Source organism: Siccibacter colletis, from assembly GCF_025914095.1.
GTDB lineage: Bacteria > Pseudomonadota > Gammaproteobacteria > Enterobacterales > Enterobacteriaceae > Siccibacter > Siccibacter colletis.
Map to the genome: position 1 here is coordinate 554,821 of NZ_CP074352.1, position 23,179 is coordinate 577,999.

Annotated in this window: 23 protein-coding genes, 1 tRNA gene and 2 pseudogenes; 17 read left to right on the forward strand and 9 right to left on the reverse strand. The window is 57.2% G+C overall.

Features of this window, described 5'->3' with window-relative positions:
* Positions 1-10 precede the first annotated feature (10 nt).
* From KFZ77_RS02810 to KFZ77_RS02820, 3 genes are all read left to right on the forward strand, one after another.
* A complete protein-coding gene (locus tag KFZ77_RS02810; RefSeq protein ID WP_031518898.1) occupies positions 11-484 on the forward strand; it encodes a phage tail protein in 474 nt (157 codons plus the stop codon).
* Positions 481-1,632: a phage late control D family protein gene (locus KFZ77_RS02815; protein ID WP_264385380.1), complete on the forward strand. Its 1,152-nt coding sequence runs from the start codon at positions 481-483 to the stop codon at positions 1,630-1,632. Before KFZ77_RS02810 ends, KFZ77_RS02815 begins: the two co-directional genes overlap by 4 nt.
* Before the next feature lie 68 nt (positions 1,633-1,700).
* Entirely contained in the window at positions 1,701-1,898 is a 198-nt protein-coding gene (locus KFZ77_RS02820) for an ogr/Delta-like zinc finger family protein (RefSeq protein WP_072001934.1), read from the forward strand.
* A gap of 40 nt (positions 1,899-1,938) precedes the next feature.
* Here the strand turns inward: KFZ77_RS02820 and KFZ77_RS02825 are convergent, their stop codons facing one another.
* Both KFZ77_RS02825 and KFZ77_RS02830 read right to left on the reverse strand, forming a co-directional pair.
* Positions 1,939-2,370: a YbjP/YqhG family protein gene (locus KFZ77_RS02825; RefSeq protein WP_264385381.1), complete on the reverse strand. Its 432-nt coding sequence runs from the start codon at positions 2,368-2,370 to the stop codon at positions 1,939-1,941.
* 1 nt (position 2,371) lies between these two features.
* Positions 2,372-2,728, reverse strand: a complete 357-nt coding sequence (locus KFZ77_RS02830; RefSeq protein ID WP_072001933.1) for a CHAP domain-containing protein — start codon at positions 2,726-2,728, stop codon at positions 2,372-2,374.
* A gap of 360 nt (positions 2,729-3,088) precedes the next feature.
* Here KFZ77_RS02830 and KFZ77_RS02835 point away from each other — a divergent pair.
* The 3 genes and pseudogenes from KFZ77_RS02835 to KFZ77_RS02845 all read left to right on the forward strand — a co-directional run.
* A pseudogene (locus KFZ77_RS02835) lies at positions 3,089-3,361 on the forward strand (tlde1 domain-containing protein); the annotation flags it as partial.
* Complete coding sequence (locus KFZ77_RS02840) at positions 3,336-3,602, forward strand: hypothetical protein (RefSeq protein ID WP_264385382.1); 267 nt, start codon at positions 3,336-3,338, stop codon at positions 3,600-3,602. The pseudogene KFZ77_RS02835 and the gene KFZ77_RS02840, both read left to right, overlap by 26 nt.
* 1 nt (position 3,603) lies before the next feature.
* A pseudogene (locus KFZ77_RS02845) lies at positions 3,604-3,899 on the forward strand (hypothetical protein).
* Between the two features lie 225 nt (positions 3,900-4,124).
* Here the strand turns inward: KFZ77_RS02845 and KFZ77_RS02850 are convergent.
* Positions 4,125-4,200, reverse strand: a tRNA-Ile gene (locus KFZ77_RS02850).
* A 126-nt stretch (positions 4,201-4,326) separates the two neighbouring features.
* On the opposite strand from KFZ77_RS02850, the gene mug reads away from it, so the two are divergent.
* The 4 genes from mug to KFZ77_RS02870 all read left to right on the forward strand — a co-directional run bounded on the left by mug (position 4,327) and on the right by KFZ77_RS02870 (position 6,691).
* Positions 4,327-4,833 (forward strand): G/U mismatch-specific DNA glycosylase, encoded by a 507-nt coding sequence (mug, locus tag KFZ77_RS02855; protein ID WP_264385383.1) that lies wholly within the window; start codon positions 4,327-4,329, stop codon positions 4,831-4,833.
* A gap of 197 nt (positions 4,834-5,030) precedes the next feature.
* On the forward strand, positions 5,031-5,534 hold the full coding sequence (locus KFZ77_RS02860; protein ID WP_264385384.1) for a hypothetical protein: 504 nt from the start codon (positions 5,031-5,033) through the stop codon (positions 5,532-5,534).
* Between the two features lie 51 nt (positions 5,535-5,585).
* Complete coding sequence (locus KFZ77_RS02865) at positions 5,586-6,191, forward strand: protein rhiA (RefSeq protein WP_264385385.1); 606 nt, start codon at positions 5,586-5,588, stop codon at positions 6,189-6,191.
* 41 nt (positions 6,192-6,232) lie between these two features.
* On the forward strand, positions 6,233-6,691 hold the full coding sequence (locus KFZ77_RS02870) for a hypothetical protein (RefSeq protein WP_031518773.1): 459 nt from the start codon (positions 6,233-6,235) through the stop codon (positions 6,689-6,691).
* 66 nt (positions 6,692-6,757) lie between these two features.
* On the opposite strand, the gene rpoD is transcribed toward KFZ77_RS02870, so the two are convergent.
* The 3 genes from rpoD to rpsU form a co-directional block, all read right to left on the reverse strand.
* Entirely contained in the window at positions 6,758-8,602 is a 1,845-nt protein-coding gene (rpoD, locus tag KFZ77_RS02875) for an RNA polymerase sigma factor RpoD (RefSeq protein ID WP_031518771.1), read from the reverse strand.
* Positions 8,603-8,906: 304 nt separating this feature from the next.
* On the reverse strand, positions 8,907-10,652 hold the full coding sequence (dnaG, locus tag KFZ77_RS02880) for a DNA primase (protein WP_264385386.1): 1,746 nt from the start codon (positions 10,650-10,652) through the stop codon (positions 8,907-8,909).
* Positions 10,653-10,835: 183 nt separating this feature from the next.
* Positions 10,836-11,051 carry a 30S ribosomal protein S21 gene (gene rpsU / locus KFZ77_RS02885; protein WP_001144069.1) on the reverse strand — a complete coding sequence of 72 codons (216 nt, stop codon included), beginning with the start codon at positions 11,049-11,051 and terminating at the stop codon, positions 10,836-10,838.
* Positions 11,052-11,356: 305 nt separating this feature from the next.
* On the opposite strand from rpsU, the gene tsaD reads away from it, so the two are divergent.
* The gene (tsaD, locus tag KFZ77_RS02890) at positions 11,357-12,370 is read left to right on the forward strand and encodes a tRNA (adenosine(37)-N6)-threonylcarbamoyltransferase complex transferase subunit TsaD (protein WP_264385387.1); all 1,014 of its coding nucleotides are present in this window, start codon (positions 11,357-11,359) and stop codon (positions 12,368-12,370) included.
* A 44-nt stretch (positions 12,371-12,414) separates the two neighbouring features.
* Here the strand turns inward: tsaD and plsY are convergent, their stop codons facing one another.
* Positions 12,415-13,041 (reverse strand): glycerol-3-phosphate 1-O-acyltransferase PlsY, encoded by a 627-nt coding sequence (gene plsY / locus KFZ77_RS02895; RefSeq protein WP_031518765.1) that lies wholly within the window; start codon positions 13,039-13,041, stop codon positions 12,415-12,417.
* A 152-nt stretch (positions 13,042-13,193) separates the two neighbouring features.
* Here plsY and folB point away from each other — a divergent pair, with 152 nt between their 5' ends.
* Together folB and bacA are read left to right on the forward strand one after the other, a co-directional pair.
* Positions 13,194-13,562, forward strand: a complete 369-nt coding sequence (gene folB, locus KFZ77_RS02900) for a bifunctional dihydroneopterin aldolase/7,8-dihydroneopterin epimerase (protein WP_035890731.1) — start codon at positions 13,194-13,196, stop codon at positions 13,560-13,562.
* Positions 13,563-13,678: 116 nt separating this feature from the next.
* Positions 13,679-14,497 carry an undecaprenyl-diphosphate phosphatase gene (gene bacA / locus KFZ77_RS02905; protein WP_031518762.1) on the forward strand — a complete coding sequence of 273 codons (819 nt, stop codon included), beginning with the start codon at positions 13,679-13,681 and terminating at the stop codon, positions 14,495-14,497.
* Positions 14,498-14,545: 48 nt separating this feature from the next.
* Here the strand turns inward: bacA and KFZ77_RS02910 are convergent, their stop codons facing one another.
* The gene (locus tag KFZ77_RS02910) at positions 14,546-15,793 is read right to left on the reverse strand and encodes a multifunctional CCA addition/repair protein (RefSeq protein WP_264385388.1); all 1,248 of its coding nucleotides are present in this window, start codon (positions 15,791-15,793) and stop codon (positions 14,546-14,548) included.
* A gap of 188 nt (positions 15,794-15,981) precedes the next feature.
* On the opposite strand from KFZ77_RS02910, the gene KFZ77_RS02915 reads away from it, so the two are divergent.
* Positions 15,982-16,338, forward strand: a complete 357-nt coding sequence (locus KFZ77_RS02915) for a four-helix bundle copper-binding protein (protein WP_264385389.1) — start codon at positions 15,982-15,984, stop codon at positions 16,336-16,338.
* A gap of 105 nt (positions 16,339-16,443) precedes the next feature.
* Here KFZ77_RS02915 and KFZ77_RS02920 read toward each other — a convergent pair whose 3' ends face one another.
* Positions 16,444-17,064, reverse strand: a complete 621-nt coding sequence (locus tag KFZ77_RS02920) for a TIGR04211 family SH3 domain-containing protein (protein WP_264385390.1) — start codon at positions 17,062-17,064, stop codon at positions 16,444-16,446.
* Positions 17,065-17,424: 360 nt separating this feature from the next.
* Between KFZ77_RS02920 and KFZ77_RS02925 the strand changes: the two genes are divergently transcribed.
* The 3 genes from KFZ77_RS02925 to hldE all read left to right on the forward strand — a co-directional run bounded on the left by KFZ77_RS02925 (position 17,425) and on the right by hldE (position 23,137).
* Entirely contained in the window at positions 17,425-18,726 is a 1,302-nt protein-coding gene (locus KFZ77_RS02925; protein WP_264385391.1) for a CYTH domain-containing protein, read from the forward strand.
* A gap of 19 nt (positions 18,727-18,745) precedes the next feature.
* Entirely contained in the window at positions 18,746-21,598 is a 2,853-nt protein-coding gene (glnE, locus tag KFZ77_RS02930) for a bifunctional [glutamate--ammonia ligase]-adenylyl-L-tyrosine phosphorylase/[glutamate--ammonia-ligase] adenylyltransferase (protein WP_264385392.1), read from the forward strand.
* A gap of 105 nt (positions 21,599-21,703) precedes the next feature.
* Positions 21,704-23,137: a bifunctional D-glycero-beta-D-manno-heptose-7-phosphate kinase/D-glycero-beta-D-manno-heptose 1-phosphate adenylyltransferase HldE gene (gene hldE, locus KFZ77_RS02935; RefSeq protein ID WP_264385393.1), complete on the forward strand. Its 1,434-nt coding sequence runs from the start codon at positions 21,704-21,706 to the stop codon at positions 23,135-23,137.
* Positions 23,138-23,179 lie beyond the last annotated feature (42 nt).

A 23,179-nucleotide genomic window follows, 5' to 3' on the forward strand; every position in this document is an offset into this window, starting at 1 on the left:
AGATGGGATCATGATGTTCGCGTTAGGCATGTTTGTGTTTATGCCCCGCACGCTGCCCCTGCAAAGCGCGCAGCGCACCGTGGGCTATCGCTGGCCGTCCGGCAGTCGCGTCGGCAACCGCGCCGGTTATCAGTATCTGGGACCGGACGCGGAGACCATCGTCCTGAGCGGTGCGCTTTATCCGGAGCTGACCGGCAGCACGCTGTCGCTGTCCGCGCTGCGCCTGATGGCGGAGCAGGGGCGGGCGTGGCCGCTGATTGACGGCAGCGGTTTTATCTATGGCCTGTACGTGATTGATAAGGTTACCGAGAACGGTTCAGAGCTGATGAGCAACGGCAGCGCCCGCAAAACCGACTTTACGGTGTCGCTGATCCGCGTCGACCCGCCGTTCAGCGCCCAGCTTGGCGATCTGCAGCAGCAGGCCGAAGAGATGATCGGTAAGGCGAAAGGGATGGTCACGACGGTAACGGGAGGCGTGCTGTGATTGACCTGACGCTGGCCGATGCCGGAGCCGCGCTGGCACCGGATTTCACGCTGACGCTCTCCGGGAAAGACATTACCCGCAACGTCAGCGAGCGCCTGATAAGCCTGACCCTGACCGACAACCGGGCCTTTGACGCCGATACGCTGACGCTGGAGATTGATGACAGCGACGGCATGGTTGAGCTACCGGCCAGGGGGGCGGTGTTGGCCCTGTCGCTGGGCTGGAAGGGAAGTCGCCTGATTGATAAAGGCACCTTTACCGTAGACGGCGTGACCTTCAGCGGCGCGCCGGACCGGGTCTCGATTAAAGCCCACAGCGCTGATTTTCGCGGGTCGCTTAACGTCAAGCGCGAAGCCTCTTATCACAACACCACGCTCAGTGCGCTGGTGGGGCTGGTGGCCGCGCGCAACGGGCTGAAATCGGCGGTGGCGTCGACGCTGGCGGATATCGCTATCGCGCATATCGACCAGTCGATGGAGTCTGACATCGCCTTTCTCACCCGGCTGGCCGGAAAAAATGGCGCCGAGGCAACGATAAAAAACGGCAGCGTGCTGTTCCTGCAGCCGGGGCGGGGAACCACGGTAAGCGGGCAACCCATCGCGCCGCTGACCATCACGCGCCGCGCCGGCGACAGCCACGCCTTCACCATTGCTGACCGCATGGCCTATACCGGCGTCATCGCCAGCTGGCTCAATACCGCCGCGCCCGAGTCGCAGGCGAGCAGCGTAACCCTGCAGCGCAAGCCGACAGCGGCACCCGCTGCCAGCGTCGCGCATCCGCGCGCGCAGGCACCGCTGCCAGGCGGGCAGGGTAAACGCGAAGATTACATTATGGGCGAGCCATCTAATGCCTTTGTCCTCACCGACAGCTTCAACAGCAAAGAGGAGGCGGTGCGCGCCGCCAAAGCGAAGTGGGACGCGCTGCAGCGCTCTGCCGCCACGTTCAGCATCAACCTGGCGATGGGCCGCGCCGACCTCTATCCGGAAACGCCGGTAACGGTCAGCGGCTTCAAGCGCGTGATAGATGCCCAGACCTGGACCATCAAAAATATCGAGCACAGCCTGAGCGATCGCGGCTTTACCACGAAGGTAGTGCTGGAAGCATTACTGGATAATATTGAATATGAGGAAAGTATTAGCGAAGGGTGAATAACGTTTCTGGATGGCGAAAAATGGTGGGATAATTATTTTCATCAGCTCACCGAGGGAGAGAAAATATGTTTCATTGCCCGCAGTGCCGTTCTTCTGCACACGCCAGAACCAGCCGTTATTTAAGTGAAAATACCAAAGAGCGCTATCACCAGTGCACCAATGTAAACTGCAGCTGCACCTTTGTGACAATGGAATCCGTCGAACGATTTATTGTGGCGAAGGCGAAGAATGCGGATGCCGCAGGGGTGCGCAACGGGATGTGACTGGATATAAATAAAAAAGAGCGTCGGGAGGCGCTCTTTTTTATTTAACATTTGTCACTGACTGAATTTTCCACAGTCCGTTTTCCTTAATCATACAATCCGCCACTACATGCTCCTGCTTCGCTCCAAATGCAATCTGAACGTTGAGACAAACTGGATCGGCATCAGCGGACAGAACGGCTATATTTTTCGACCAGTCATCACCGATATATTGCGACTTAATAAAAAAATCGGCGTCATAAAGCTGTTCGCCCGACTGGCGCTCCTGTTCGTTGACGCGGCGTAATTTTCCTAGCGTTGCGGTAGTTACGTATTTTTGCATTACATTGTTGGCATAATCTGGGGCAATGTTTTGAGTAACCTGGCTAAGATACCAGCGATTAAACTCAACGGCAGCGTCCTGCGGCGCAGTATTCTCCGAGGCGGCTACCGTCGAAGTAGCCAAAAGCAGAAGACAGGCGATACGAGTCATATTAATCATGCCGATAAATAATAAACGAAGGCTTTAAGGCGCGGTATTCGACGCCCGGGTACATCGTCTTTTGACGAAAATCGCTGATCCACTGATGGCCATCAAATATACAGACGTGACCATATTGGTGATGCTGCGTACCCTGAATAACCGCAATATCACCGGCCTGAAGCAGGTCATGGGTTTCATAGAACCCGGCGTCAGCGAGATGCCGCCCAAGGTCTTTCGCATTTGCGCAGGTCAGGTGAATACCACCAGCGTTGACAGCGTTGCAGACGAATCTGGCGCAATAATGGGTACTTTTCCCCTGGGCGTGTAGCTGTGCATAATTTACTGCGGCTTTTTTATTCCACGGCATTTTTAACGCTTCCTTGTTAACTTGACAGGAAAAACGTTACGCCTGTGGATAGTGTAAGTATGTAATAAATGGCGTGGAGTTATTAACCACCATAAAAATAAAGAATGTCTGGCGTGCTTTAATAATTAAATTAGATAGCTGAGGGGGGAGTGATACATGATACTGGACTGATAATAGCTTGATGGCAGGGGTACTGCGGGCGGAGCGGGAAACAAAAATTATCATAAACTAAATCGTTACAACCTAAATGCGCAGAAATTTTAAGGATGTGTTGATGTTTTATATCACAACAAATCACATTTTACTTTGGGGCACAGAACAGAAAAGCAGTACCATTAACCTGAAACATTATAAGGATAAGGGGTATTTATGGCGTTTTCTGGTAATGGAATTTACCGGAACAAAGGGGCATGTGGGGCTATGAAAGGTGATGGGCCTTTGCCGCCGGGTAAATACTGGATTGTGGAACGTGGTTCTGGAGGTTGTATAACAATTGCTCATAACTCAGATTATGCACTAATCAGAAATGCGTTGATGAATACAACGCCTGTGCAGGTTCCTTGTATGCTGTCCCTCATGGCTCGCGGTTGGGTTGAGGTAGTAGCCAGTGACTATAAAAACATTTGCCCGTAGGGTTGCCAAAGTGGCATTTTTTATTTTTATCACGTTTGCTATCGCCCGGACACTTGGCCCCGCTGAGGTTTATATAAACCACGATCTTGCAAGAAATCTCGCCCAGTTTATGAGTGGTGATGTAAACGCAGAATCAATTTACGATGCTTACTTTTACATTGATTTTTCCTCTGTGCTCATTATGGCAGCAGTTATTTATATAACAGTGATTAAACTTGTTAAAAAAATAAGAAGCAACTGAAATGCCTATCCCCCCATATATGTGGCTTAAAGATGACGGTGGTGCAGGCATTAAAGGTTCTGTAGATGTGCAGGATCGTGGAGGAAGTATAGAAATCATCGGATTGAGTCACGGAATTAACCTGCCGGTAGACAGCGCTAATAGTAAAATTACCGATGTTAACTGCTGAAGTTAGCGGGTAACGATAAAATGAACCATGTTGAAAGCATCAGTCTGCAATATGAAAAAATTACCTGGCGTATTGTAGATGGAAACATCCAGTTCACCGATGCATGGAATGAACGATTTACAGCGTAAACGCAGTAGTCTGAAGGTTAGAAGGGGTTACGTTTTCACGTAGCTTTTTTATTGCGTTACCTTGAGTTGAGCCGCGTCCGGAATCCTTTTTTCTTTGGAAAGGAATGTCGCCGATCTATTGGCTGAACCGGCGTGAAAGAGAATACGTGCGGCACAGACCGTGATCAAAACAAAAAAGCCACTTTTGGTAAAGTGGCTTAATCATATGATTATAAAGCTAAAATTTGGTGGCCCCTGCTGGGTTTGAACCAGCGACCAAGCGATTATGAGTCGCCTGCTCTAACCACTGAGCTAAGGGGCCGTGGCGGGGGATTATAAAGTAACTGCTGGTCTCAATCCAGCCATTACGCGTCGGGTGCTGTTTTTCTAAGCAACCTGCCAACAAGGTTTTATACTTTAGGAATCCGTCAGTTATGAAAGGTTGCTAATGATACAAGATATTCTCGAACCGGGGCTGCGCGTGGTGTTCTGCGGCATCAATCCCGGAAAATCCTCGGCCCATACCGGTTACCATTTCGCCCATCCGGGCAATCGCTTCTGGAAAGTCATTCACCAGGCGGGCTTCACTGAGCGACAGCTGAAGCCGGAGGAAGAGCGCGAGCTGCTGGATACCCGCTGCGGTATCACCATGCTGGTAGAGCGCCCGACGGTGCAGGCAACGGAAGTTAAACTGCACGAGCTGCGTCAGGGTGGACGCGATCTGGTGAAAAAAATCGAAGATTACCAGCCGACGGCGCTGGCGATCCTCGGCAAGCAGGCCTTCGAACAGGCGTTCAGCCAGCGCGGGGCTAACTGGGGCAAGCAGCAGATTTCTATCGGCGCGACCCAGGTCTGGGTACTGCCAAATCCCAGCGGCTTAAACCGTGCGCCGTTTGAGAAGCTGGTAGAGGCCTATCGCGAGCTGGATGAGGCATTAATGGTTCGCGGCATGTAATCACCCTTATCCCACCCGCAACGAGAGGCTCGGCTTCCGGCCTCTCGTTATTTTAAAATATATTATACACCCTTCTGTTAATCCCCTTTTTCGGGGGAACCCTTCCGCCGTGTCTAATTTATACGCGCAGGTTAATACTGATTCCACGGAATGACGTTGCACTTATTCAGTCGCAGAAATCACCGATGGAGGACAGTATGAATAATACAATGAGAAATGATGATCCTGACATGGATTATCCGTTGTTATTCTCCGGCTTACCCGCAATGCGTTCTGACAATGAAACCGAGCTGGTGCGATTTTGTGAATTACACCAGCGCTATGTTCTGGCGTCAATGCCCTGGGCGGCATCTGAGATCGCCGGCGTGTGCGGGTTCGCAACGCTGTTTCACCTGATGTATCGCCACGGCGGGCGAAAAATTTATATGCCCAAAGACGCTTCCCGCTTTGGGAAGCTGTACGGCGTCAATATTACTGAGTTCGATTATCAGAAATTAGCAAAGCGCGCAGATACCTCTGGGCATATTGAGTTGCCATCTGCATGGGGCGTGTTTATTGCTATCCGCCGGGCCGCTATGCAAATGGCAATGCGGGAAAATGTGCCATCCCAGGAATTAACCCGCACCTTTGGGGTAAGTATGCGGAATATCCGTATGATCCGCTCGTCATCCGGGAAAATAAAAGGAGGTGAAGCCGTTTAAACGCAGGTCATATTATTTTTATTACCCACTCACTCTTTTAAGGAAATAATTATGTCGCAGAAATACACGCTTAATTTCCATAACAATACCCGTAATTACGGCAAGATCTGCGTTTACCAGACCGCGCCGGACGTTAACGATCCGCAGCTGATGTCGCTGGCCTGGTTTGCCGAACCTGCGCACCCGACCACAAGCGTGAAATTCAGCTGGACCATCGACTACGACTTTATCTGGGATGAGACCGGGCCGCTGGTGCCGGGCGTGGTGTTTGATGCGTCCCAGACCTGGCCGGCGGATTTGACAACCGCAAACCACATTGATTTTACGTCCGACCGCGACGCGCTGACCTTTGCCAACCAGCGCAGCGGCGTCAAAGCCGGCACGCTGTATGTGCACAACAGCAACACCGTGCCGTTTGATGTGGCATCGGTCGGCATCGCCATGTCCGGGGCCGGCACCTTTGCGCGTCCTGCTCAACCGAACCTGGCATTCAGCTTCACGCCGCATCCGGTGTACTGGGTGACCTTCGGCGATTATGAAGTGGGTGAGGTGCTGGACGTGGAAGCGATCACTAATGCGCAGAAGATCACCTTCAATCCCAATATCTATAACGTGGATGTGAGCCTGAATCTCGACAACACCTGGAGCGTGCGCTAACGCGCGGCCTGGCCCTGAATAATATTCACTGGAGAATGATTATGATCGTTATTGTCTGCACCGATGATAGCCAGCTTGAAGAGATTGCCCGCCACTCTATTCGTCATCATCCGCTGGTATTTGAGCGCAAGTTTAAGGTATTCCACAACGAATTACCGCGACTGCGCGAAGATGAAAATCTGTTTATTATCGCCCACGGCGCGTTTCAGGGTGATGAAGGCGAGCCGGTAATTGGCGATCAACGCGCGGCGTTTTATCTGGATGGCCGGGATTGCTACCACAATATCTATTCCATATTCCCTGATAACTATACCGGGGCGGTCTATGTGGATGCCTGCGAATCAGCCGATCACTCAGAAGATATGCCGAGCTTTATCAAAACGCTGCAGTATCAGTTTTATCGCAATGGGCAGGATATTCAGGTGTTGGGGATTAACGGCGTCAGTTCGGGATTAATTCCGCTGCCGGAAAATCCAAAGTGGCAGCCAGCGGAGCTGTAATGGCAGGGTAGTGGAAAATAAAAAGCCCCGAGCAAGTCGGGGCTTTTTGCGTTTCAGCAGGAAAGATTAATCGTCCAGGAAGCTACGCAGTACTTCAGAGCGGCTCGGGTGACGCAGTTTACGCAGCGCCTTCGCTTCGATCTGACGGATACGCTCGCGGGTAACGTCGAACTGTTTGCCCACTTCTTCCAGCGTGTGGTCGGTGTTCATGTCGATACCGAAACGCATACGCAGGACTTTGGCTTCACGGGCCGTCAGGCCAGCCAGCACATCGTGGGTGGCGGCACGCAGGCTCTCGGTGGTCGCAGAGTCCAGCGGCAGCTCGAGGGTAGTATCCTCGATGAAATCCCCCAGATGCGAATCTTCATCATCACCAATCGGTGTTTCCATGGAGATCGGCTCTTTGGCGATTTTCAGCACCTTACGGATTTTGTCTTCCGGCATCAGCATGCGCTCGGCCAGCTCTTCCGGCGTCGGCTCGCGGCCCATCTCCTGCAGCATCTGGCGAGAAATACGGTTGAGTTTGTTGATGGTCTCAATCATATGCACCGGAATACGGATGGTGCGCGCCTGATCCGCGATAGAGCGGGTGATCGCCTGACGGATCCACCAGGTTGCGTAGGTTGAGAACTTGTAGCCGCGACGGTATTCGAACTTGTCCACCGCTTTCATCAGGCCGATGTTGCCTTCCTGAATCAGATCGAGGAACTGCAGACCACGGTTGGTGTATTTCTTGGCGATAGAGATAACCAGACGCAGGTTCGCTTCAACCATCTCTTTCTTCGCACGGCGGGCTTTCGCTTCACCGATGGACATGCGACGGTTGATGTCTTTTACCTGCTCGATGGTCAGGCCGGTCTCTTCTTCAATCTGCTGCAGCTTCTGCAGGCCGCGATGCACGTCTTCGGAAACGTCATTCAGTTTCTCAGACCACGGCTTGTTCATCGCGATAGCGGCGTTGAACCAGGTTTCGCTGGTTTCGTTGCCGGTGAACAGCGTGATGAAGTTTTTCTTCGGCATTTTGCACTGTTCAACGCACAGCTTCATGATCAGGCGTTCCTGAGTGCGCACGCGATCCATCATGACGCGCATGCTGTTCACCAGGTAGTCGAACTGCTTCGGCACCAGGCGGAACTGCTTGAACACTTCAGACAGCTTCAGGATCTCTTCCTGCGCCTTCGCATGGCTGCGGCCTTTCGCCTTGATGGTGTCGCGCGTTACTTCGTACTGAGTACGCAGTTCGCCGAACTTCTCACGCGCCAGTTCCGGATCGATGCTGTTGTCGTCGTCGCTGTCGTCCGCGTCGTCGTCTTCATCTTCGTCTTCATCATCGTCCATCTCTTCGCTGGAAAGCTCAGAGCCGACGTGCGTGGCGGTGGGAGCGAGATCTTCTTCGGCGTTCGGATCAACGAAACCGGTGATGAGATCGGTCAGGCGTGCGTCGCCTGCTTCTACACGATCGTACTGTTCCAGCAGGTAGGTGATCGCTTCCGGATACTCGGCAACGGAGCACTGTACCTGGTTGATGCCATCTTCGATGCGTTTGGCGATGTCAATTTCGCCTTCGCGGGTCAGCAGTTCTACCGTACCCATTTCACGCATGTACATACGCACCGGATCGGTGGTGCGTCCGATTTCAGATTCCACGCTGGAGAGCACCTGGGCAGCCGCTTCTTCCGCATCTTCATCGGTGTTGTTCGAATTTTCAGCAAGCAACAGATCGTCGGCATCAGGTGCTTCTTCCATCACCTGAATGCCCATATCATTGATCATTTGGATGATGTCTTCGATCTGATCGGAGTCGACGATATCTTCCGGCAGATGGTCATTGACCTCAGCATAGGTCAGATAGCCTTGCTCCTTACCACGAGTGACGAGAAGCTTGAGCTGTGACTGCGGGTTTTGCTCCATAAGACGGTATCCACACTTAATTCATAAGGGTTGTGTTAGCAGGCGTCGCCGCCAACCATAACGTTTACCGTTCGTCGTTCGTATCAACCAATGCAAAAGCAGCACTGTGCATCCCCGTCGCTGTTTATTCAGGACCTGGCGGATGAATCACATGCTTCCTGCTGCGATACGAACACGTCTGGTAGTGCGGGCGCATTTAATTTAATGCCGCTGCCCGGCGGTGCGGCTGTCGGGTTCACCCGATCAATAATCGGCAATTAAGCCGCGGAATTCAGTGTCAGGTTCATAACCTGCTATGTAGATGTCATTTCTTTGCTCGCGCCAGCGTAATGATGCGGACCTCTTCGCGCTCTGCAGCGCTCAGCCCTTCGGTACGCGAGCGGGCAATCAGTTCACTCAGTCTCAGATCCAGCGCGGAATCGAACAGATGTTCCAGCGCGTCGGTGAACGTTTTCTCTGCGATGTCCTTATCTGCTATATCGTCCCACATCGAGAGTTTTTCAAGGGTCGCGGCTTCATTTGTTCCGCGATACTGCTCTAACAGCTGCCCGGTGGTAAGACCAGGCTGTGACAAACAAGTGTTGACCAATTCCCGGAATAAGCCAAGCCCGGGCAATTTCTCTGCATTCAGCCCGGAGAGGTCTGGCACCAGCGGCGCCAGCTCTGGATTTTGCAGCAGCAATCCGATCAGTATACGCATGGTTGTGCGTTTTAGCGCCGGAGCGGGACGTGAAGCAGAACTATCTGCCTTTTTCGGCATTAAGCGCTCAAGCTGGCCGTCATCCAGAATGCCCAGCTTGTTGCCCAGTTCCTGACGCAGGTAAATGCGCAGCGTCTCGCCGGGCACCTGATTCAGCAGCGGCAGCGCCAGCGTGCTGAGCTGCGCGCGCCCGTCCGGGGTGCTCAGATCCACCTGCGGCAGCAGGCTGTTAAACAGAAACGTGGAGAGCGGCTGCGCCTGCTCCATCCGCGCTTCAAATGCTGCTTTGCCCTCTTTACGCACCAGCGTATCGGGATCTTCCCCGTCCGGCAGGAACATAAAGCGCAGCTGGCGGCCGTCGGTCATATACGGCAGCGCGGTTTCCAGCGCGCGCCATGCGGCTTCGCGTCCGGCCCGGTCGCCGTCATAGCAGCACACCACGGTGTTGGTGACCCGGAACAGCAGCTGGATATGATCCGCCGTGGTCGAGGTGCCCAGCGAGGCGACCGCATAGTTAATGTCGTACTGCGCCAGCGCCACGACATCCATATAGCCTTCCACCACCAGCAGCCGCGGCGGTTCCGCCTGATTCAGCTGCGCTTCATACAGGCCGTACAGCTGGCGGCCCTTATGGAAAATGTCGGTTTCCGGGGAGTTCAGATACTTCGGCTGCCCGTCGCCCAGCACGCGTCCGCCAAAGCCGATAACCCGGCCCCGCTTGTCGCGGATAGGGAACATGACGCGTTCGCGAAAACGGTCATAGCTGCGGCCATTATCATTGGTGACCAGCATGCCGGCGGCTATCAGCGATTCACGGTTTTCCTGATTGCCGCCGAAGCGTTTTAATACGTTGTCCCAGCCCGGCGGCGCGTAGCCGATGGCGAAGCGTTCTATGACCTCGCGACTCAGGCCGCGCTTGTCGAGATACTGTCGGGCAGGCTCTGCCACCGGCTGCGTCAGCGACTGCTGATAAAACGCGTTCAGCCCGTCGAGCAGCTGATACAGGTTCTGGCGCTGGTGGCGTTCAATCTGGCTTGGGCCACTGCCGGCTTCATACGGCACTTCAAGGTTGTGCATTGCCGCCAGCTCTTCCACGCTTTCCACGAAGTCGAGCTTGTCGTACTCCATGAGAAAACTCAGGGCGTTTCCGTGCGCGCCGCAGCCAAAGCAGTGGTAAAACTGTTTCTCACCGTTAACGGTGAAGGAGGGGGTTTTTTCATTATGGAAAGGACAACACGCGTGAAAATTCTTGCCCTGCTTCTTGAGCTTTACCCGTGCGTCGATCAGGTCGACGATATCGGTACGAGCCAGCAGGTCATTAATGAATACGCGTGGGATACGTCCAGCCATAAGCCCCGTTAGTAGCTTGTCTATCAGGCATAAGTCGAGTGGCAGGACGGCCGTGGGTGGACCCACAATCTGCAACTTGAATTATGAAAGATATAAACGAAAACAAGCCGCGCATTCCTTTCGGAAGCACGGCCTTTTATAACAACAACTCGGTCTGAATTAAGGGCGCAAGCCCTCAATCAATTAGTACAGACGAGTGCGGCGTGCGTTTTCGCGAGCCAGTTTCTTCGCGTGACGTTTCACAGCAGAAGCTTTAGCGCGTTTACGTTCGGTAGTCGGTTTTTCATAGAACTCACGACGACGAACTTCCGCCAGAACACCTGCTTTCTCGCAGGAACGCTTGAAGCGACGCAGTGCTACGTCGAACGGCTCGTTTTCACGTACTTTAATTACCGGCATGTGCCTCTCACCTTTGATTAAATCGGTTTGCTGCTGGCATCAACGCCAGCTTATTTCAAAATGGTGCGGAATTTTACTGCAACTGCTGCTGCTTTGTAAAGCACCGCCAGGCGTTCCACGTCATCTTTTACACTGCTGCCGTGCTGCAGCCGACTATTCGCCGGGGTTACTAAAACCTGCGTCAGTCATGGCGCCGTTCCAGGGGCGAAGAGTATACACGACACTCGCGTTTGGGTGCGCAAAGTTTTACAACTTCCGCGCTGCGGCATACACTGCGCGGCAGTTAACAGAGGTAAAAATCAGCCATGCGTGTACTGGGAATCGAAACATCCTGCGATGAAACCGGCATCGCCATTTATGACGATGAGAAAGGTTTGCTTGCCAACCAACTGTATAGTCAGGTGAAACTGCACGCTGACTACGGCGGCGTGGTGCCTGAACTCGCCTCGCGCGATCACGTGCGCAAAACCATTCCGCTGATCCAGGCGGCGATGAAAGAGGCGAACGTGGCGGCCAGCGAAATTGACGCGGTGGCTTACACCGCCGGGCCGGGTCTGGTTGGCGCGCTGCTGGTGGGGGCGACCATTGGCCGCTCGCTGGCGTTCGCCTGGGACGTGCCGGCCATCGCAGTGCATCACATGGAAGGCCATCTGCTGGCACCGATGCTGGAAGACAATCCGCCGGAATTTCCCTTCGTTGCGCTGCTGGTTTCCGGCGGTCACACCCAGCTTATCAGCGTGACCGGCATCGGCCAGTACGCGCTGCTGGGCGAATCTATTGACGATGCGGCGGGTGAAGCCTTCGATAAAACCGCGAAGCTGCTGGGGCTGGACTATCCCGGCGGCCCGCTGCTGTCGAAAATGGCGGCGCAGGGCGTGGAAGGGCGCTTTACCTTCCCGCGTCCGATGACCGACCGTCCGGGGCTGGATCTCAGCTTCTCCGGGCTGAAAACCTTCGCAGCGAACACCATTCGTGATAACGGTACCGACGATCAGACCCGGGCCGATATCGCCCGTGCGTTTGAAGATGCGGTGGTGGATACGCTGATGATCAAATGCAAGCGCGCGCTGGATCAGACCGGCTTTTCGCGTCTGGTAATGGCCGGCGGCGTAAGCGCTAACCGCACCCTGCGCGCGAAGCTGGGGCAGATGATGGAGAAACGTCGCGGGGAGGTGTTCTACGCGCGTCCGGAGTTCTGTACCGATAACGGTGCGATGATTGCGTATGCGGGCATGGTGCGCTTCAAAGCGGGCTGTGTGGCAGATCTGAGTGTGTCGGTGCGTCCGCGCTGGCCGCTGGCGGAGCTGCCTGCCGCCTGAGTCTGTTGTGATGCAGCCCTGGCGGCTGCATCCTCTCTTTGCGCTTACGGCGCGTCGCCTTTCCCTTCTGCTTTCTTACGCTTCAGCTTTTTCCAGATCTTACTCTCCTGACCGCGCCACAGGCGCTGAATGTTATCGTGATGACGCATCAGGATCAGGCAGGAGAGCATGGCGACCGGGAAGGTGAACTGCGGCTTGAACCACCAGACGTAGAACGGCGCGATAAGTGCGCTGACGATGGCCCCCAGCGACGAGTAGCCGCTCAGCAAGACGGTTAACAGCCAGGTACCGGCCATTACGCCGGTGAGATCGAAGCCGATAGGGGCGATGGCGCCAAACGCGGTAGCAACCCCTTTGCCGCCGCGAAAGCGGAAGAAGACGGGCCAGATGTGGCCAAGACAGGCCGCGATGGCGATAAGCCCCAGCCAGAACGGCGTCACGCCCAGCGCATACGCGCCCCACACCGGCAGCATGCCTTTCAGCACGTCGAATAACAGTACCGCTACGGCTGCTCCCTTGCCGCCAATTCGTAATACGTTGGTCGCGCCGGGATTACCGGACCCGCTGACGCGGGGATCGGGAAGTCCCGCAAGGCGGCAGACCAGAATGGCGCTGGAGATTGAGCCGCAAAGGTACGCGAGGATCATCATCCCAGGCGCGATTGCACTCATAACGCTGTTCCGTTTTGAAAATGTCGTTGTATTCTCTGCATCTGTGGATAATACGCATATTTAGTCGGAAGTGGTATCCCCGCCGTTCAGCATGGCGCTGGCAACGCGCGCGTACCGGGCTTCCGGCATAGCCAACCTTCAGGCAGGTGATCGTGGACATTGTATTTATAGAGCAACTTTCAGTAATCACCACTATTGGCGTTTACGACTGGGAACAGACCATCGAACAGAAATTAGTGTTCGATATCGAAATGGCGTGGGACAACCGCCGCGCGGCGAAAAGCGACGACGTGAATGACTGTCTGAGCTATGCCGACATCAGCGAGGCCATTGTCGGTCACGTGGAGGGCAACCGGTTCGCGCTGGTGGAGCGCGTGGCGGAAGAGGTGGCCGACATCCTGCTGAGCCGCTTTGCTTCGCCCTGGGTGCGCATCAAAGTGAGCAAACCTGGTGCGGTGGCACGCGCCGCCAACGTGGGCGTAATCATTGAGCGTAGCAATAATCCGAAAGAAACCATTTAGTTTTCATATTCATTAAACCAAACGCGGGGTTACGGGTCATACTGCGTGGGCATTTTGCAGCCGCTGCGTCAGCGCGCTGCTTTTATTCTCTTTGAATATTTTTAGAGGGTCATTTGATGAGTGATATGCACTCGCTGCTGATCGCGGCGATACTCGGTGTGGTCGAAGGCCTGACCGAGTTCCTGCCGGTCTCCAGCACCGGTCACATGATTATTGTCGGGCACCTGTTGGGGTTCGAGGATGAAACGGCAAAAACCTTTGAAGTGGTGATCCAGCTCGGCTCGATCCTCGCCGTGGTGGTGATGTTCTGGCGTCGCCTGTTTGGGCTTATCGGCATCCACTTTGGTCATCCGCCGCATGAAGGCACCGGCAAAAATCGTCTGACGCTGCTGCATATCCTGCTGGGCATGATCCCCGCCGTGGTGCTGGGTCTGGTGTTCCACGACACCATCAAATCCCTGTTTAACCCCATTAACGTCATGTATGCGCTGGTGGTGGGCGGCTTCCTGCTGATCGCCGCGGAAGTGCTGAAGCCGAAGGAGCCGCGTGCGCCGGGGCTGGATGATATGACCTATCGTCAGGCGTTTATGATTGGCTGCTTCCAGTGTCTGGCGCTGTGGCCGGGCTTCTCCCGCTCCGGGGCAACCATTTCCGGCGGCATGCTGATGGGCGTAAGCCGCTATGCGGCCTCTGAGTTCTCTTTCCTGCTGGCGGTGCCGATGATGATGGGTGCCACGGTGCTCGATCTCTACAAGAGCTGGCACTTCTTGACCATGGCCGATTTCCCGATGTTCGCGGTAGGCTTTGTGACGGCGTTCCTGGTAGCGCTGGTGGCGATTAAAACCTTCCTGCACCTCATCAAACGTATTTCGTTTATCCCGTTTGCCATCTACCGTTTTGTGGTGGCGGCCGCGGTATACGTCGTGTTCTTCTGAGTAACGCCCCGCACCGGCAGCAGTGATAACCGCCGCCGGTGCCTGGGGTCAGCCCTCGGCCTGCGGCTGGGGGCAGTGTGTTTCTTTCCATATCGCCACGGCGCGCACCCGGCGTCTGGTCAGCTCCTCGCGGATCTCCGCCCCCTGAAAACCGGCTGCGACCACCTCTTTGGTCGGTACGGCCTTCGCCACCTCAAAGGCTGCACGCAGCATCCGCCCCTGCGGATAGTCATTGGCTTCAAATCCGGTGCGCCCGCGCACGTCCGCCTCGCTGGTCAGGGCGATCTGCTCCACGCGCTGCGGCTTACGCCAGGCATCAATGCTGTCGAACAGCTTCACGATGGTTTTGGGCTGCAGGATCGTGAAGGTGTGGATCAGGTCGTGATACTCCGCCACCAGCTTCGCCAGATCGCGAATGTCGTTCGGCACGCGCAGACGCTGGCACAGCTTTTCAACCAGCCGCACGCCCGCCGGGCCGTGGCCGTGGTGGCGCGGCCAGAGGTGCTTCGGCGTCAGCCCCTTGCCGAGATCGTGGCACAGGGTAGCGAAACGTACGTCGATATCGGGGCTGAGCATTGCCGCCATTGAGAGCGTCATCAGCACGTGGATGCCGGTGTCGATCTCCGGGTGCCACTTCGCCGGAGCCGGTACGCCGAACAGCGCATCGAGTTCCGGGAACAGCACCTTCAGCGCCCCGCAGTCGCGCAGCACCTGGAAAAACACCTGCGGATTACGCGTGCCGAGCGCGCCTTCGGTCTCTTTCCACACGCGCTCCGGCGTCAGGTGTTCCAGCTCGCCCGCCTCGACCATGCTGCGCATCAGCGCCTGGGTTTCCTCAGCAACGCGGAAACTGAGATGGGCATAGCGCGCGGCGAATCGCGCCACGCGCAGCACGCGCAGCGGATCTTCATTGAACGCAGGGGAGACATGGCGCAGCAGACGCTGGCGCAGATCGTCCTGGCCGTGATACGGGTCCACCAGCGTGCCGTCGGTGTCCCGGGCGATGGCGTTGATGGTCAGGTCGCGGCGCAGCAGATCCTGTTCCAGCGTCACGTCCGGCGCGGCATAGCAGGTAAAACCGGTATAGCCCTGGCCCGATTTACGCTCGGTGCGGGCGAGGGCGTACTCCTCGTGGCTTTGCGGATGCAAAAACACCGGGAAGTCGCGCCCGACCTGCTGGTAGCCGGCATCCAGCATCTCCTGCGGCGTAGCGCCCACGACGACCCAGTCCCGGTCTTTAACCGGAATGCCCAACAGCTCGTCGCGTACTGCACCACCCACCAGATAGATCTTCACCTGCTACTCTCCCGTCGTTATTAAGCCCACGATAATACGTAAGTGTAGAGGAGAAGGCGATGTAAAAGGGAAGCCGCCAGCCAGCGGGTGCAGCGCCCGTCCAGGCGCTAAAACGGCGTACCGTTTGGCTAACACCTTGTTTATGTGCAAACTTATTACATCCACTTAACGTAAATCGGAGGTGAGGTATGCACAGAGATGTTCAGGCATGTATTGATACATGCTATGCGTGCGCGGCGGCGTGCGACTACTGCGCGGCGTCCTGTCTGGCGGAAGACGATCAGGGGATGATGAAAGAGTGCATCCGCATGGATACTCAATGTGCGGCGATATGCCGCCTGTCGGCCCAGTTTCTGAGTCTCAGCAGCGATTTTTCGATAGCGGTGTGTCGGGTCTGCGTGGATATCTGCAAAGCCTGTGCGGAGATCTGCGCCCGGCACGACAACGAGCACTGCCAGCAGTGTGCCAGAGCCTGCCGCGCCTGCGCGGATGCCTGTTTGCAGATGCTGGCTCGCTTGACGTCTGAACCAACGCTGGTTCAGTAATGGCGAGCGGCTGGGGGAAGTTTTCCCTTCAGCCTGATAAAAAAGGGCGGCTCACCCTGCGGTGGCCGCCCTTTTTTATTGCGCCCAACAACGGAGCGCGCGAAATCAGTTCATCCAGCGATCTTTACGCTTGCGGCTTGGGATCATGTGCGGCAGCAACAGACCCAGCAGCAGGCCAACGCCCGCGACGCCGCCGCCATACATAAACCACTGCATGATGATGGTGCGCTGTTTGTCATCCAGCTGAATATTGGCGGCATCGACCTTCTTCTTCGCCACAATCAGCTCGTTTTTCAGCTTCTGATTCTCTTCCTTGAGGCCGTTGATCACGCTGTCGCTCTGCGCCACTTTCTGCTGCATATCCGCAGTGCGCTGGTTCCAGGTGGTGTCGATATTGGTGAGTTTATCGGTCAGGGTTTTGACCTGATTTTCCAGATCCGGCACCCGGGTGCGCAGGCTGGGCTGGTTGCTCAGCTGGCCGAGCGGGATCCACACGCTGCGCCCCTCGCTGTCGCGAACCTGGCCATATTTTGTTGCCTCGTTGCTCTGCAGCAGCGTCACTTCTTCACCGGCATTGAGCGTGCCCACCAGACGATAGTTATCGCCAGGACCACTGCGGACCCAGGTATTCAGTTCATCGGAAACGTAACGTTTTTCTTCGGCGTGGGTAACGGTTGAAACGCTAAGCACAAGTAAGGTAAAGCAAATATGGCGTAATTTTGGCATCAGATGTCGGTGTCGTCGTTAAGCGTGGAACGATAGTAGTGGCAACAGTCTGACGATGCAAAACTGAAACCTGAATAAGAATCTTCCAGGAGGTTTTACCCGTGAGACCGGCCACTTGCTGCGTGTGGCATCCCGTTACCCCGACGGCTGGCAGGGAACGAGACGCAAATAAATCAGGTACTTTCCGCGACCATCGCCCATTGTCAAGGCTGTAGCGGGAGGGCATAGTTAGCCCATTCCCCGCTAACCTCACGCAGGGTCAGGCGCACGTTGCGAAAGTTGCCTGTAGTACTGACAGACCGCAGGCTATTTAGTTCGCAACGAATGTTCCCCGGTGTGACAGAACAAAAGTAAATGACTATGGCCCAGGAAATTGAACTGAAATTTATTGTCCAGCATGAGGCCGTTCCGGCGCTGCGCACGCTGCTGGATTCGCTTAACGGCGCGCATCAGGCGCCCCGTCAGCTGCACAATACCTACTATGAAACAGCGGACAATCTGCTGCGCCGCCACGACATGGGGCTGCGCATCCGCGGCGATAACGATCGCTATGAAATGACCATCAAAGCGGCCGGTCGGGTGGTCGGCGGGCTGCATCAGCGTCCGGAATACAATATTCCGCTGGAGCACAACGCGCTGGACCTGGCTCGTTTCCCGGCAGAGATCTGGCCGCAGGGCGTAGAAGTTAGCGCGCTACAGCAGGCGGTACAGCCGCTGTTCAGCACCGATTTTCTGCGTGAAAAGTGGATGGTTACTCACGGTGAGAGCGAGATTGAGCTTGCTCTGGATCAGGGGGAGGTGAAATCCGGTGAGCTGAGCGAGCCGCTGTGCGAGCTGGAGCTGGAGTTGCTTTCAGGCAATACCGCCGACCTGCTGAAGCTGGCGCGCCAGCTGGTGGCCGAGCCGGGTATCCGTCAGGGCAGCCTGAGCAAGGCGGCGCGCGGGTATCACCTGGCGCAGGGCAATGCGCCGCGCCAGATCAAACCGCTCGCCATCCTGAAACTGAAACCGAAGGCGACCGTTGAACAGGCGCTGGAAGCTTCGCTGGAGATGGCGCTGGCGCACTGGCAGTACCATGAGGAGCTGTGGGTGCGCGGTGTGAAGCAGGCAAAAGACGAAGTGGTGAAAGCCCTGGCGCTGGTGCGTCACGCGCTGGCGCTGTTTGGTGGCATTGTGCCGCGAAAAGCGAGCACTCACTTACGTGATCTGCTGACCCATTATGAGGTGTCGCTGACCCAGGCTCTGCCTGCCGACACGCTGGCTTACGGTTCAGAGAGCGGTATCACCAAGCTGGCGCTCACCGACTGGCTGGTGTCGCGCCGCTGGCAGGCGCACCTCGATGAGAAAGCCCGGGCGAAAATCAGCGACTCTTTCAAACGTTACGCCGATACCCATCTCTCCCGCCACGCCGCCGAACTGCGTAATGCCTTTGAGCGCCCGCTGGGCGACAAATACCGCGATCAGCTGCCGCGTCTCGGGCGGGAAACCGACGCTATTCGCCTGCTGGCCGGGGTCTACGACAGCGCGGTGAGCGCCCCCTGGCTGGAAAACTGGGAAGGGCTGCGCCACGCCATCGAAACCGGGCAGCGCATTGAAATCGAACATTACCGTAACGAGGCCATTTCGCAGGAGCCGTTCTGGCGGCACAGCGGAAAACGTTAATTCAGGCGAAGGAATCTCTATGATCCCGCTTTCCCCGGTTTTAGAACAGCAGTGGCAGAAGGTGCATGAACGCGTCGCGCAGGCGCTCCCGGATACGTCGCTGACGGACGACGCGCGGGCCGTGCTCGCGTTCAGCGAGTTTGTGGAAAACAGCGTTATCGCCTGGCCGACATGGGCTGCGGAACTGAACAACGACCCGCCGCATGCGGAGGAGCATCGGCACTATGCTGCCTGGCTTGATGCCGCGCTGCAGGAGGTGACCGATGAGGCTGCTCTGATGCGCGTCCTGCGTCAGTTCCGCCGCCGCATCATGGTGCGCATCGCCTGGGCGCAGGCGCTGGATGTGTTACCGACGCCGGTGATCCTCGCGCAGCTCAGCCAGCTGGCTGAAACGCTGATTGTCGCAGCCCGCGACTGGCTCTACGCCGCCTGCTGCCGCGAGTGGGGCACGCCGTGCAATCACGAGGGCGTAGCGCAGCCGCTGCTGATCCTGGGGATGGGGAAACTGGGGGGCGGAGAGCTTAACTTCTCCTCGGATATCGACCTGATTTTTGCCTGGCCGGAAAACGGCGTTACCCGGGGTGGACGGCGCGAGCTGGATAATGCCCAGTTCTTCACCCGCCTCGGCCAGCGGCTGATTAAAGCGCTGGATCAGGCCACCCAGGACGGCTTCGTCTATCGCGTGGACATGCGCCTGCGCCCGTTTGGCGACAGCGGCCCGCTGGTGCTGAGCTTTGCCGCGCTGGAGGATTATTACCAGGAGCAGGGACGCGACTGGGAGCGCTACGCGATGGTGAAGGCCCGCATTATGGGGGATAGCGACGATCGCTGGAGCCAGGAGCTGCGCGCCATGCTGCGCCCGTTCATCTTCCGCCGCTATATCGACTTCAGCGTGATCCAGTCGCTGCGCAATATGAAAGGGATGATTGCCCGGGAAGTGCGGCGACGCGGCCTGACGGACAACATCAAGCTGGGGGCGGGCGGTATTCGTGAAATCGAGTTTATCGTGCAGGTGTTTCAGCTGATCCGCGGCGGACGTGAGCCGTCGCTCCAGTCGCGCTCCCTGCTGCCAACGCTTGAGGCTATCGATGCGCTGCATCTGCTGCCCGAAGGCGAGGCGCAGACGCTGCGCGAGGCTTACCTTTACCTGCGGCGTCTCGAAAATCTGTTGCAAAGCATCAACGACGAGCAGACCCAGACGCTGCCAGGGGATGCGCTCAACCGCGCCCGGCTGGCGTGGGGCATGCAGTACGAGAGCTGGGAGACGCTGACCCGGACCCTTGAGCAGCACATGGCGGCGGTACGCCAGGTATTTAACGAGCTGATCGGCGATGACGAGCCGCAGGCGGATGAGGATGCGCTGCCCGAAGCCTGGCGCGAGCTGTGGCAGGATACGCTGGATGTGGAGGACTCCACCCCGGTGCTGGCGCATCTGGATACGGCATCACGCGAGCGGGTGCTGGCGCTGATCGCCGATTTCCGTAAAGAGCTGGATAAACGCACCATTGGCCCGCGCGGCCGGCAGGTGCTGGACCAGCTGATGCCGCGCCTGCTGAGCGACGTCTGCAGCCGGGCCGACGCCCACGTGCCGCTGTCGCGTATGACGCCGCTGCTGGTGGGGATCGTTACGCGCACCACCTATCTTGAGCTACTTACCGAGTTTCCCGGTGCGCTCAAGCATCTGATCACCCTCTGCGCTGCTTCGCCGATGGTAGCCAGCCAGCTGGCGCGCTATCCGCTGCTGCTTGATGAGCTGCTCGACCCGGCGACGCTCTATCAGCCGACCGCGACCGATGCCTATCGCGACGAGCTGCGCCAGTACCTGCTGCGCGTCCCGGAAGAGGATGAGGAGCAGCAGCTGGAAGCGCTGCGTCAGTTTAAGCAGGCGCAGATGCTGCGCGTGGCGGCGGCGGATATTGCCGGTACGCTGCCGGTGATGAAAGTGAGCGATCACTTGACCTGGCTGGCGGAGGCGATTATCGATGCGGTAGTGCGTCAGGCCTGGTCGCAGATGGTGGCGCGCTACGGTCAGCCGCGTCATCTGCATGACCGGGAAGGGCGCGGCTTTGCGGTGATTGGCTACGGTAAGCTTGGCGGCTGGGAGCTGGGCTACAGCTCCGATCTCGACCTGGTGTTTCTCCACGACTGCCCGCTGGACGTGATGACCGACGGCGATCGCGAGATCGATGGTCGCCAGTTCTACCTGCGCCTGGCGCAACGCATCATGCACCTGTTCAGCACCCGCACCTCGTCGGGCATTCTCTATGAAGTGGATGCTCGCCTGCGGCCTTCCGGCGCAGCGGGCATGCTGGTGACCACGGCGGATGCCTTTGCCGACTACCAGCAGCATGAAGCCTGGACCTGGGAGCATCAGGCGCTGGTGCGCGCCCGCGTGGTATACGGCGATCCGCAGCTTAATCTGCGCTTTGACGCCATCCGCCGCGACATTCTGGCTCAGCCCCGAGAGGGCGCGACGCTGCAAACTGAAGTACGCGAGATGCGCGAGAAGATGCGGGCGCATCTGGGCGGCAAGCAGCGCGACCGCTTTGATATCAAGGCCGACGAAGGCGGCATCACCGATATCGAATTTATCACGCAGTATCTGGTGCTACGCTTTGCCCATGAAGCGCCGAAACTGACGCGCTGGTCCGATAACGTACGCATTCTCGAACTGCTGGCGCAGAACGACATCATGGATGACGACGAAGCCCGGGCGCTGACCCATGCTTACGTGACGCTGCGCGACGAGCTGCACGACCTGGCATTGCAGGAACTGCCGGGGAACGTCGATCAGCAGGCGTTTGCCCGGGAGCGCGAGCGGGTACGGGAAAGCTGGCGCAAATGGCTGGTGGAGCCGTGCGATACGCCGTAACTGTGCTATTATCGCGCGCAAATTTTGATAATCCCCACGCGGGGCGGGCGGGCAAAACAGGCCTTGTCCGGCGACGCGCGGGGCATTCTCTCAGGAGAGTCAGGAATGAAAGTAACGCTGCCCGAATTTGAGCGCGCAGGAGTCATGGTCGTCGGTGACGTGATGCTGGATCGCTACTGGTATGGCCCAACCAGCCGTATTTCCCCGGAAGCGCCGGTGCCGGTGGTGAAGGTCGATACCATTGAAGAGCGTCCGGGCGGAGCGGCGAACGTGGCGATGAACATTGCGTCGCTGGGGGCGAACTCGCGCCTGGTTGGCCTGACCGGCATCGACGACGCGGCGCGCGCGCTGAGCCAGTCGCTGGCAGGCGTTAACGTGAAGTGCGACTTCGTTTCCGTTCCAACGCATCCGACCATTACCAAACTGCGCGTGCTGTCGCGCAACCAGCAGCTGATCCGCCTCGATTTTGAAGAGGGGTTTGAGGGCGTTGACCCGCAGCCGCTGCACGAGCGCATCAGCCAGGCGCTGCCGCAGATTGGCGCGCTGGTGCTGTCCGATTACGCCAAAGGGGCGCTCAACAGCGTGCAGCAGATGATTCAGCTGGCGCGTAATGCCGGCGTACCGGTGCTGATCGACCCGAAAGGCGCTGACTTTGAACGCTACCGCGGTGCCACGCTGTTGACCCCGAACCTCTCCGAGTTCGAAGCGGTGGTCGGGAAGTGCAAGACCGAAGACGAGATCGTCAGCCGCGGTATGCAGCTGATTGCCGATTTTGACCTCGCCGCGCTGCTGGTGACCCGCTCCGAGCAAGGCATGACGCTGCTCCAGCCGGGCAAAGATCCGTTCCACCTGCCGACGCTGGCGCAGGAAGTGTATGACGTTACCGGGGCGGGCGACACGGTTATCGGCGTGCTGGCGGCCACCCTTGCGGCGGGCAACACGCTGGAAGAGGCGTGCTACTTCGCTAACGCCGCCGCGGGCGTGGTGGTCGGCAAACTCGGTACTTCCACCGTCTCACCGGTTGAGCTGGAAAACGCCGTGCGCGGACGCTCGGAGACCGGCTTCGGTGTAATGACCGAAGCGGGGCTGAAAGAGGCGGTAGCCGCTGCGCGCAAACGCGGTGAAAAAGTGGTGATGACCAACGGCGTATTCGACATTCTGCACGCCGGTCACGTCTCCTACCTCGCTAATGCCCGTAAGCTCGGCGACCGCCTGATTGTGGCAGTCAACAGCGATGCATCGACGAAACGTCTGAAGGGCGAAACGCGTCCGGTGAATCCGCTGGAGCAGCGCATGATCGTGCTTGGCGCGCTGGAAGCGGTGGACTGGGTGGTGGCGTTTGAAGAGGATACACCGCAGCGCCTGATCGCCGGGATCCTGCCGGATCTGCTGGTAAAAGGCGGGGACTATAAGCCGGAAGAGATTGCCGGAAGCGAAGAGGTGTGGGCCAACGGCGGCGACGTGCTGGTACTTAACTTCGAAGACGGCTGCTCGACGACCAACATTATCAAAAAGATCCAGAGAAACAGCGGGAAGTAGCCGGTATTAAAAGCGCTCTCCCTCGTCATGAGGGAGAGACGT

What these genes read in the sequence shown, in the direction of transcription:
- KFZ77_RS02810 (WP_031518898.1), top strand. Translation starts at nt 11, where the DNA reads ATGATGTTCGCGTTAGGCATGTTTGTGTTTATGCCCCGCACGCTGCCC.
- KFZ77_RS02820 (WP_072001934.1), top strand. Translation starts at nt 1,701, where the DNA reads ATGTTTCATTGCCCGCAGTGCCGTTCTTCTGCACACGCCAGAACCAGC.
- KFZ77_RS02825 (WP_264385381.1), bottom strand. Translation starts at nt 2,370, where the DNA reads ATGACTCGTATCGCCTGTCTTCTGCTTTTGGCTACTTCGACGGTAGCC.
- KFZ77_RS02830 (WP_072001933.1), bottom strand. Translation starts at nt 2,728, where the DNA reads ATGCCGTGGAATAAAAAAGCCGCAGTAAATTATGCACAGCTACACGCC.
- mug (WP_264385383.1), top strand. Translation starts at nt 4,327, where the DNA reads ATGATACAAGATATTCTCGAACCGGGGCTGCGCGTGGTGTTCTGCGGC.
- KFZ77_RS02860 (WP_264385384.1), top strand. Translation starts at nt 5,031, where the DNA reads ATGAATAATACAATGAGAAATGATGATCCTGACATGGATTATCCGTTG.
- KFZ77_RS02865 (WP_264385385.1), top strand. Translation starts at nt 5,586, where the DNA reads ATGTCGCAGAAATACACGCTTAATTTCCATAACAATACCCGTAATTAC.
- KFZ77_RS02870 (WP_031518773.1), top strand. Translation starts at nt 6,233, where the DNA reads ATGATCGTTATTGTCTGCACCGATGATAGCCAGCTTGAAGAGATTGCC.
- rpoD (WP_031518771.1), bottom strand. Translation starts at nt 8,602, where the DNA reads ATGGAGCAAAACCCGCAGTCACAGCTCAAGCTTCTCGTCACTCGTGGT.
- dnaG (WP_264385386.1), bottom strand. Translation starts at nt 10,652, where the DNA reads ATGGCTGGACGTATCCCACGCGTATTCATTAATGACCTGCTGGCTCGT.
- rpsU (WP_001144069.1), bottom strand. Translation starts at nt 11,051, where the DNA reads ATGCCGGTAATTAAAGTACGTGAAAACGAGCCGTTCGACGTAGCACTG.
- tsaD (WP_264385387.1), top strand. Translation starts at nt 11,357, where the DNA reads ATGCGTGTACTGGGAATCGAAACATCCTGCGATGAAACCGGCATCGCC.
- plsY (WP_031518765.1), bottom strand. Translation starts at nt 13,041, where the DNA reads ATGAGTGCAATCGCGCCTGGGATGATGATCCTCGCGTACCTTTGCGGC.
- bacA (WP_031518762.1), top strand. Translation starts at nt 13,679, where the DNA reads ATGAGTGATATGCACTCGCTGCTGATCGCGGCGATACTCGGTGTGGTC.
- KFZ77_RS02915 (WP_264385389.1), top strand. Translation starts at nt 15,982, where the DNA reads ATGCACAGAGATGTTCAGGCATGTATTGATACATGCTATGCGTGCGCG.
- KFZ77_RS02920 (WP_264385390.1), bottom strand. Translation starts at nt 17,064, where the DNA reads ATGCCAAAATTACGCCATATTTGCTTTACCTTACTTGTGCTTAGCGTT.
- KFZ77_RS02925 (WP_264385391.1), top strand. Translation starts at nt 17,425, where the DNA reads ATGGCCCAGGAAATTGAACTGAAATTTATTGTCCAGCATGAGGCCGTT.
- glnE (WP_264385392.1), top strand. Translation starts at nt 18,746, where the DNA reads ATGATCCCGCTTTCCCCGGTTTTAGAACAGCAGTGGCAGAAGGTGCAT.
- hldE (WP_264385393.1), top strand. Translation starts at nt 21,704, where the DNA reads ATGAAAGTAACGCTGCCCGAATTTGAGCGCGCAGGAGTCATGGTCGTC.